9 protein-coding genes and 1 rRNA gene are annotated in these 7,692 nt (G+C 67.5%); 2 read left to right on the top strand and 8 right to left on the bottom strand.

Translation table 11 applies throughout. From position 1 onward, the window contains the following. Positions 1 to 71 precede the first annotated feature (71 nt). The 3 genes from AB0H49_RS17870 to AB0H49_RS17880 all read right to left on the bottom strand — a co-directional run bounded on the left by AB0H49_RS17870 (position 72) and on the right by AB0H49_RS17880 (position 2,685). Complete coding sequence (locus tag AB0H49_RS17870; RefSeq protein ID WP_357252673.1) at positions 72 to 917, bottom strand: tetratricopeptide repeat protein; 846 nt, start codon at positions 915 to 917, stop codon at positions 72 to 74. A 61-nt stretch (positions 918 to 978) separates the two neighbouring features. Then, positions 979 to 1,356 carry a DUF3817 domain-containing protein gene (locus AB0H49_RS17875; RefSeq protein WP_357252630.1) on the bottom strand — a complete coding sequence of 126 codons (378 nt, stop codon included), beginning with the start codon at positions 1,354 to 1,356 and terminating at the stop codon, positions 979 to 981. Between the two features lie 150 nt (positions 1,357 to 1,506). Next, on the bottom strand, positions 1,507 to 2,685 hold the full coding sequence (locus AB0H49_RS17880) for an acetyl-CoA C-acetyltransferase (RefSeq protein ID WP_357252633.1): 1,179 nt from the start codon (positions 2,683 to 2,685) through the stop codon (positions 1,507 to 1,509). A 126-nt stretch (positions 2,686 to 2,811) separates the two neighbouring features. On the opposite strand from AB0H49_RS17880, the gene mce reads away from it, so the two are divergent. Beyond that, the gene (gene mce / locus AB0H49_RS17885; RefSeq protein WP_357252636.1) at positions 2,812 to 3,285 is read left to right on the top strand and encodes a methylmalonyl-CoA epimerase; all 474 of its coding nucleotides are present in this window, start codon (positions 2,812 to 2,814) and stop codon (positions 3,283 to 3,285) included. A gap of 86 nt (positions 3,286 to 3,371) precedes the next feature. Next, on the top strand, positions 3,372 to 4,376 hold the full coding sequence (locus AB0H49_RS17890) for a hypothetical protein (RefSeq protein ID WP_355001132.1): 1,005 nt from the start codon (positions 3,372 to 3,374) through the stop codon (positions 4,374 to 4,376). Positions 4,377 to 4,510: 134 nt separating this feature from the next. On the opposite strand, the gene AB0H49_RS17895 is transcribed toward AB0H49_RS17890, so the two are convergent. The 5 genes from AB0H49_RS17895 to rrf form a co-directional block, all read right to left on the bottom strand. Next, on the bottom strand, positions 4,511 to 4,810 hold the full coding sequence (locus tag AB0H49_RS17895) for an ATP/GTP-binding protein (RefSeq protein WP_253815591.1): 300 nt from the start codon (positions 4,808 to 4,810) through the stop codon (positions 4,511 to 4,513). Between the two features lie 134 nt (positions 4,811 to 4,944). Continuing rightward, positions 4,945 to 5,658 (bottom strand): endonuclease/exonuclease/phosphatase family protein, encoded by a 714-nt coding sequence (locus tag AB0H49_RS17900; protein WP_357252640.1) that lies wholly within the window; start codon positions 5,656 to 5,658, stop codon positions 4,945 to 4,947. 16 nt (positions 5,659 to 5,674) lie between these two features. After that, entirely contained in the window at positions 5,675 to 6,367 is a 693-nt protein-coding gene (gene nucS, locus AB0H49_RS17905) for an endonuclease NucS (protein ID WP_355001134.1), read from the bottom strand. 50 nt (positions 6,368 to 6,417) lie between these two features. Continuing rightward, positions 6,418 to 6,987 (bottom strand): hypothetical protein, encoded by a 570-nt coding sequence (locus tag AB0H49_RS17910; protein WP_357252644.1) that lies wholly within the window; start codon positions 6,985 to 6,987, stop codon positions 6,418 to 6,420. Between the two features lie 368 nt (positions 6,988 to 7,355). Next, a 5S ribosomal RNA gene (gene rrf, locus AB0H49_RS17915) occupies positions 7,356 to 7,472 on the bottom strand. Positions 7,473 to 7,692 lie beyond the last annotated feature (220 nt).

Genomic DNA, 7,692 nt, shown 5'->3' on the forward strand with positions numbered 1-7,692 from the left:
ATACGGTCTGCCTGTGCCCGAACGCGGAAGACGCCCGGGCGTAATCGCTCCGGGCGTCTGCGGCACAAATATCAGTAGAGCGCGGCGGCGAGCTTCCTGCGAGCCGCGACCACGAACGGCTCGGCCTGGTCGAACAGCTCGAACAATTCGAGCAGCCGGGTCCGCGCCTTGGTGCGGTCGTCGCCCGCGGTGCGCTTGACCACGGCGATCAGCCGGTCGAACGCCGCTTCCGGCCGCTGGTTGAGCAGTTCCAGGTCGGCGGCGTCGATGGCGGCGTCGACATTCGCCGGGTCCTGGTCGGCGGTCGCGAGCGCCGAGTCCGGCACCCGCTGGGCCCTGGCCAGGAAGCGCAGCTGCCGCAGTGCGCCCTTGGCTTCCTCGTTGTTCGGCTCGGCGGCCAGAATCGCCTCGTAGGCGGCCTCCGCGCCGGCCAGATCGCCGCGCTCGAGCGCGTCCTCGGCGGCGGCGAAGCGCGGGTCCTCCGCGGGCTGCGGCTGAGCAGCACCACCCTCGAGCTTGCCCGCGACCGCGTCGACCACCGCGTCGAGCCACTGCCGCACCTGCGGCTCGGGCTGCGCGCCCTCGAAATCGGCCAGCGGCTGCCCGGCGGCGATGGCGATCACCGTCGGGATGCCCTGCACCCGCAGCGCCTGCGCGATGCGCATGTTGGCCTCGGCCTCGACGGTGGCGAGCTCCCACGTGCCGCCGTCGGCCGCGACCAGCCGCTCCAGCGTCCTGACCAGCTCGACGCTGCCCGGGCTGCGCTGCGAGTACAGCGCGACGACCACCGGAACCTGCATCGACCGGCGCAGCACCTTGGTCTCGAAGTCCGCCTCGCCGACCGCGTAGTCGCCACCACCACCGGTCGCACCAGCGGGCGGCTGCTTCAGGCTGGACAGATCCACCGCTCCGGACATGGCAGCGGCGACGGCGGGCGAGGGACGGCGTGCGGCAGGTCGAGTCACGGTTTCCAGTTTGTCACGACGCGGCGCGAACGGCTTCCGCGGCGGGGGTCGCGTCGGCGTTGCTCGACACGTTGAGCTTGCCGGTGCGCACGGCCCAGACCTCGAAGATCACCGTGAAGAACGGCGGAATGCTGGACAGCAGCGCGAGCACGGTGGTCTTCCAGTTCCAGCCCAGTTCGCGCGCCGCGAGCAGCGCGGTCAGGACGAACAGGATGAAGATGGTGCCGTGCACCGGGCCGAAGATCTTCACGCCGATCTCGTTGCCCGGATCGGGAATGTACTTGAACGCCATTCCCACGAGCAGACCCAGCCACGACAGTGCCTCGAGCACCGCGAAGAATCGGAATCTACCGGCGACGCTGCGCAGATCGAAGAAACCCATGCGCACCATTGTGCCGTATGCACTACGACAGGTCGTAGTTGAACCCGTCACACCGGCCGACCCGCGGTGTGTCCGCACGGACACACCCAGGACGACATCGCGTCCGGCGCCGAAGTCACCGAACGCGACGCGACCCGACGGGTACCTGTGCTACGTCGACTAGACCTTGATGATCAGCGCGTCACCCTGACCGCCGCCGCCGCACAGCGCGGCCGCGCCGACACCGCCGCCGCGGCGCTTCAGCTCCAAGGCCAGGTGCAGCACGATGCGAGCGCCCGACATGCCGAGTGGGTGGCCGATGGCGATCGCGCCACCGTTGACGTTCACCTTCTCGCCATCGATGCCCAGCTTGCGCGCCGAGGCGATGCCGACCGCCGCGAACGCCTCGTTGATCTCGACCACGTCCAGCTCGGCGGGCGAGATGCCCTCGCGCGCACAGGCCTTGGCGATGGCGTCGGCGGGCTGGTCCTGCAGCGTGGAGTCCGGTCCGGCGACGACGCCAGCGGCGCCGATCTCGGCGATCCAGCTCAGGCCGAGCTGCTGCGCCTTCTCCTTGCTCATCACGACCACCGCGGCCGCGCCGTCGGAGATCTGCGAGGCGGTGCCCGCGGTGATGGTGCCGTCCTTGCGGAAGGCCGGGCGCAGCTTGCCGAGCGATTCCGCGGTGGTGTCGGCCCGGACGCCCTCGTCCTTGCTCACCAGCACCGGATCGCCCTTGCGCTGCGGCACCTCGACCGGGACGACCTCGTCGTCGAACACGCCGTTCTTCCACGCCGCCGCCGCGCGCTGGTGCGAGGCCGCCGCGAACGCGTCCTGATCCGCGCGGCTGATCGAGTCGCGGTCGTTGCGCTGCTCGGTGAGCGCGCCCATGGCCTGGTCGGTGAAGATGTCGTGCAGGCCGTCGTAGGCCATGTGGTCGCGCATCGTCACGTCGCCGTACTTGAAGCCCTCGCGGCTCTTTTCGAGCAGGTGCGGCGCCTGGCTCATGGACTCCTGGCCGCCCGCGACGACGATCTCGTACTCGCCCGCGCGGATCAGCTGGTCGGCGAGCGCGATGGCGTTGATGCCGGACAGACACACCTTGTTCAAGGTCAGGGCGGGCACGTCCATCGGGATGCCCGCGGCCACCGCCGCCTGCCGGGCCGGGATCTGGCCCGCGCCCGCGGTGAGCACCTGGCCCATGATCACGTAGTCGACCTGCTCGGGCGCGACGCCGCCCTTCTCCAGCGCGGCCTTGATCGCGAAACCGCCGAGATCGGAACCGCTGAAGTCCTTCAGGCCGCCGAGCAGCCTGCCGACCGGGGTGCGCGCACCGGACACGATGACGGTTGTGGTCACGACGAGCCTCGCATTCGTTGGTGGAACCCGCGCGCCATCGCACGAGCGACGGCGCGGCGTCAATGTACTCAACGGTAGCCTGTGCGCCCTCGGCGACTTCACCCAGGTTGGCGCTACCGTCGAGTCGTGAGCAACGCAAACCAGACATCCGAACTCATTCCGGGCGACTACGTGGTGGCGGTCGACCACGTCGGCATCGCGGTCCCGGACCTGGACACCGCAATCGCCTGGTACGCCGAGAATCTCGGCATGATCGAGACCCACCGCGAGGTCAACGAGAGCCAGGGCGTGCACGAAGCCATGCTGTCGCTGCCCGGCGCACCGGACGGCGCGACTGCTCTGCAGTTGCTGGCTCCCCTCGGCGCGGACTCGACTATCGCGAAGTTCATCGATCGCAGCGGACCGGGCCTTCAGCAGCTCGCCTACCGCGTCACCGACATCGAGGCCGTCTCGGCTCATCTGCGTGATCGCGGACTGCGTTTGCTGTACGAGGCCCCGCGGCACGGAACTGCCGATTCCCGCATCAATTTCATCCACCCGAAGGATGCTGGCGGTGTGCTGATCGAGTTGGTCGAGCCGAACCCGAATGTTACGCACTAGTATCAAGATCGGGGCCGAAAAACTCGTCGGAATCACATTCGCGGTCGAGTCACCATCGGCCCTCCATAGGCTGTAGTTTGTGTGCCATGTCGTCACCCGAGTCCGATCGCAATCGCTTCGTTGCACTGCCCTTCACCGTTGTGCGCAAGGGTTATGCGCAAGACGAGGTGCGTAATTACTTCGACCGCTTCGATGCCGAGCTGAGGGTCACCGCCACCGATCGCGATGCTGCTGCGGCGCAAGCACGTAACCTCGCGAGCCAGTTGGAGGATGCGCGGGACGAGATCGACGAGCTCCGCAAGGAGGTCGACCGACTCTCGGTGCCGCCGACCACTGCCGAAGGCATGTCCGACCGCATCTCCCGCATGCTGCGCCTGGCCTCCGACGAGGCCTCCGAGGTCCGGGCCCTGGCCCAGGCCGAGGCTGCGGAAATGGTGTCGATCGCGGAGCAGCAGGCGACCGAGATGCGCGGCAAATACGAGTCGCTGCTCGCGGAGACCAAGGAGAAGCGCGAGGCGCTCGACATCGAGTTCGAGCAGACCCTAGCGAACGCACGCACCGAATCCGCGAAGATCATCGAAGCCGCTCAAGCCGAGGTCGAGCGCCTCGGCAAGGAAGCCGAAGCCAAGCGCAAGGCGACCCAGCAGGACTTCGAAGTCACCATGGCCGAGCGCCGCACCAAGCTCACCCGCGCCATGGAGGAGCTGGAGGCCACCAGCCGCGCCGAGGCCGCGCAGCGGATCAAGGACGCGACCGACGAGGCCAACCGTCTCATCACCTCCGCCACCCAGACCTCCGAGCGCAAGATCGCGCACGCCAAGGAACTGGCCGAGGAGATGCGCGTGCTGCGCGGCCGGGTGCTCGCCCAGCTGCTCGGCATCCGCGGCCAGCTCGACTCGGTGCCGGCGATGCTCGCGGCCGTCAACCGGGAAAGCGAACTGCTGGACGGTGTTCCGGAGCAGCGCAAGTCGATCGGCGGCAACACCAAGTCGGTCACCGGTTCCCGTCCGCCCAAGGCGATCCCCGAGGTCACCAACGAGGACGAGGACTTCGACGCCGACGAGCGCGAGAACGCCGACATCGCGAACTGACGTCGGCTCAGACGACGACGCAGTAGATCACCAGAGTTCACCCGAAGGCCGCTCCCGTCAGGGGGCGGCCTTCTTAGTTGTGCGCGGTTGTCGATACGAAGAATGGCTCCAGGGCACTCGACTCCGTGGACCGCTCAGGACCAGCGTCGAGTGATTCGGCGCGTCCGGCGACCGTTCCAGCAGCCGCGGTGCCAGTGCCTGCGGTCGTCCTCGCCACCGTCGGCGGCCCAGGCGACGATATGGGCGACACCGGGCGGAATCTCGTGGTCGCATCCCGGGCAGCGGTAGGTCTTTGTGGCACGGGTACCGGGGATGGTGCGGACGACGTAGACCTCGTCGTCAGCGGGACCGCGTTCCGTACGGCCGAACACGTCGCCGAGCGGCGCGACGTCGGACCCGGCATGGTGGCGAGCGCGCGGTTTCCGACGAGGCATGCCGACAAGCGTAATAGGCAGCCGGTGACCAGGGTTCGTCCGTACACCGCGCGCTCGCCTACGCTGCCAGCGCTGGCGTTGGCGTTACCGGAACAACGCCCGAGCGAAGATGCGCCGCCCGGTGCGCACTCGCCTCACACAGCGATGGCCGCGCGAACCGGATTGTGGTCCGACAGTCCGTCGGCGCTCTCCACCGCGGCGTCGCGCGCGTACGCGCCATGGGTGACCACGTGGTCGATGAACTGAGACTTGCTTCCCGAGGTTCGCGGCCGAGTAGGCAACGAGCCCGCGGGCAACTCGGCCACGGTGAAACCCCCGCCGAGCCCTTCCGCCACGACGTCGCGATCGGCGTTGAAGTCACCGAGCAGGACCGCGGGACGCGACGGATCGGACAGCGCCCAGCCGGCGAGCCTCGACAGCTGCGGCCCGCTCCGTTCGTCGCCGCTGACGTGTGTAGCGACAACAGTCAGACCGGATGTCGCGACGACCAACGCGCCCTTGCCCGGATCATCCCCGAACGCCGCCGCCAACACCGTGTGCCCGGGATCGTCGACCACGAGCACCAGGTACTCGTCGCGGTTTCGCAGCGAGGTCGGAATGCGCTTCGGCCGCGGCACCCGGGGATAGCGCAGTGTGTGAATCGTGCGGTCGGACAGCGCGTCACGCAGGGCGGCCAACTGATCGCCGCTGACCTCCTGCAGCGCGATGATCTGTTCGGAGCGCTTCGCCACCCGGGCGGCGATGGCGTCGATCCGCTCGTGCTCGACCGGCCACTTCTTCGTGACGTCCTCGTACCAGTTCTCGGCGTGCACGCGGTGCAGCACGTTCCAGGTGGCGACGGTGATCATGTGTCGGTATCCGAAGTCAGAAGAGGCGGAACTCGTTGCTCTCCGTGCCGCGCAGGGCATCGTAATCGAGTGTGAGGCAACGGATGCCGCGGTCCTCGGCCAGCGTGCGCGCCTGCGGCTTGATCTGCTGAGCGGCGAACACACCGGACACGGGGGCCAGCAGCGGATCCCGGTTCAGCAGCTCGAGATAGCGGGTCAGCTGTTCCACGCCGTCGATCTCACCGCGCCGCTTGATCTCCACCGCGACGGTGGCGCCGTCGGCATCGCGGCAGAGCAGGTCCACCGGGCCGATGGCGGTCATGTACTCGCGTCGGACGAGGGTGTAGCCGGGGCCGAGGGTCTGCACGTGTTCGGCGAGCAGCTCCTGAAGATGGGCCTCCACACCGTCTTTCACCAGACCCGGGTCGACCCCGAGCTCGTGCGACGAGTCGTGCTCCACGTCCTCGATGGTGATGCGCAACTCCTCCCCCGCCTTGTTCGTCACCACCCACAGCGCCTTCGCGCCCTCGGGCAGTTCCGCGGCGGCCGCATCCCGCTCCTCCAGCCAGCACGGCGGGCTCATCCAGTTCAGCGGCTTGTACGAGCCGCCGTCGGAATGAACGAGCACCGAGCCGTCGGCCTTGATCAACAGCAGCCTGCGGGCCATCGGAAGGTGAGCGGTCAAACGACCGACGTAGTCGACCTGGCAACGAGCAATCACGAGGCGCACCGGTCGAGTCTAGGCCCTGCACCACATCGGCCGGGATCCGCCCGACCTACTCAGTGCAGCGGCGCGAAGCAGTATGTCGCGCGCTCGCTTTCATCGACGTAGTGAAGGTGGCTGACCGAGATGAATCTCATCTGTTCGGCGTAATCATCCGGTGCCGCTGTCTTGCACACCTCGGCGTCCATGACACCGGACACCTTGTGGTCGAGGCGTCCGCCGCCGTCGCGACAGGTCCCGTCGTACTCGTAGCCAGCGCCTTTGGAGGTGTAGCAGTTCCCCACGATCAAGTTCGGCCCAGCGCACGAGTGCGCGATCGCATACTCCCCGTAGTGCTGCCCCTGAGTGGTGATCAGCATTTCCGAGGTTGCGCAGTCGACCTCGATGTCCGTATCGGTCACGATCGCCGACTGAGTGATCTTCTTCGCCGCCGCCGGGTCGCTGCATTCCTTCACCGAAAGCGGGCCGTGCAGGTGGACAACAATGCCCGTCAGGTCGGTACAACTGCCAACGGCGGGAATCTGCATCGGTCCGGAGTCCGCGGCCGAGGAAGGCGACGCACCCGCTCGCCACAGCACCGCTGCCGTGACGCCGCCGATCAGGACGAGCACGCCCAAGATCGCCACGGCGGCTACGACGCCGGCGCGCCCTCGCCTCGGTGGCGGGAAGCCCGGCGGCGGATAGCCCTGCGGACCGGACGCTGGGTAGCCCTGCGGATTCGGCGCCGGGTAGCCCTGCGGAAATCCGTGTTGCGGCGATCCCGGGGCGTAGTGGTATCCGGGATTCTGATACGCGGGAGGCGTCGGGTACGAGCCGGGTGCGGGCGCCGGTTCCGGCTTGTCGAAACCACCTGGAAAACTCAATGCACTTCCCCCACTCCCGAGTTCCACTCTCCCAGCGAGAGTGTAGCGGGCCGAAACCCCCTGTGCTGAAAGCCGTTTCACCCAAACGCAAAAAGGCCCCCAGCTGATGCTGGGGGCCTTTCGCAATGATGTTCCGGCGGTGTCCTACTCTCCCACACCCTGTCGAGTGCAGTACCATCGGCGCAGGTGGCCTTAGCTTCCGGGTTCGGAATGGGACCGGGCGTTTCCCCACCGCTATAGCCGCCGTAACTCTATGAAACTATCCACACACCATGCACCCGAGCAGGAAGATCCTCGAGGGCTTGGCCCTCGAGCTCCCCGATCACGGTTCGACGGAATCGGTTAAACGATTCGATCGAATACCGGTGACACGGTGTCTGTGTGTTGTTTCAGATACCGCACAGTGGACGCGTAGCTTCTTTGTTGGTAAGTCCTCGGCCGATTAGTACCAGTCACCTCCACACGTTA

The sequence above is a fragment of the Nocardia sp. NPDC050713 genome (assembly GCF_040654315.1).
Lineage (GTDB): Bacteria > Actinomycetota > Actinomycetes > Mycobacteriales > Mycobacteriaceae > Nocardia.

What these genes read in the sequence shown, in the direction of transcription:
- AB0H49_RS17875 (WP_357252630.1), bottom strand. Translation starts at nt 1,356, where the DNA reads ATGGTGCGCATGGGTTTCTTCGATCTGCGCAGCGTCGCCGGTAGATTC.
- AB0H49_RS17890 (WP_355001132.1), top strand. Translation starts at nt 3,372, where the DNA reads ATGTCGTCACCCGAGTCCGATCGCAATCGCTTCGTTGCACTGCCCTTC.
- AB0H49_RS17900 (WP_357252640.1), bottom strand. Translation starts at nt 5,658, where the DNA reads ATGATCACCGTCGCCACCTGGAACGTGCTGCACCGCGTGCACGCCGAG.
- AB0H49_RS17895 (WP_253815591.1), bottom strand. Translation starts at nt 4,810, where the DNA reads ATGCCTCGTCGGAAACCGCGCGCTCGCCACCATGCCGGGTCCGACGTC.
- AB0H49_RS17870 (WP_357252673.1), bottom strand. Translation starts at nt 917, where the DNA reads ATGTCCGGAGCGGTGGATCTGTCCAGCCTGAAGCAGCCGCCCGCTGGT.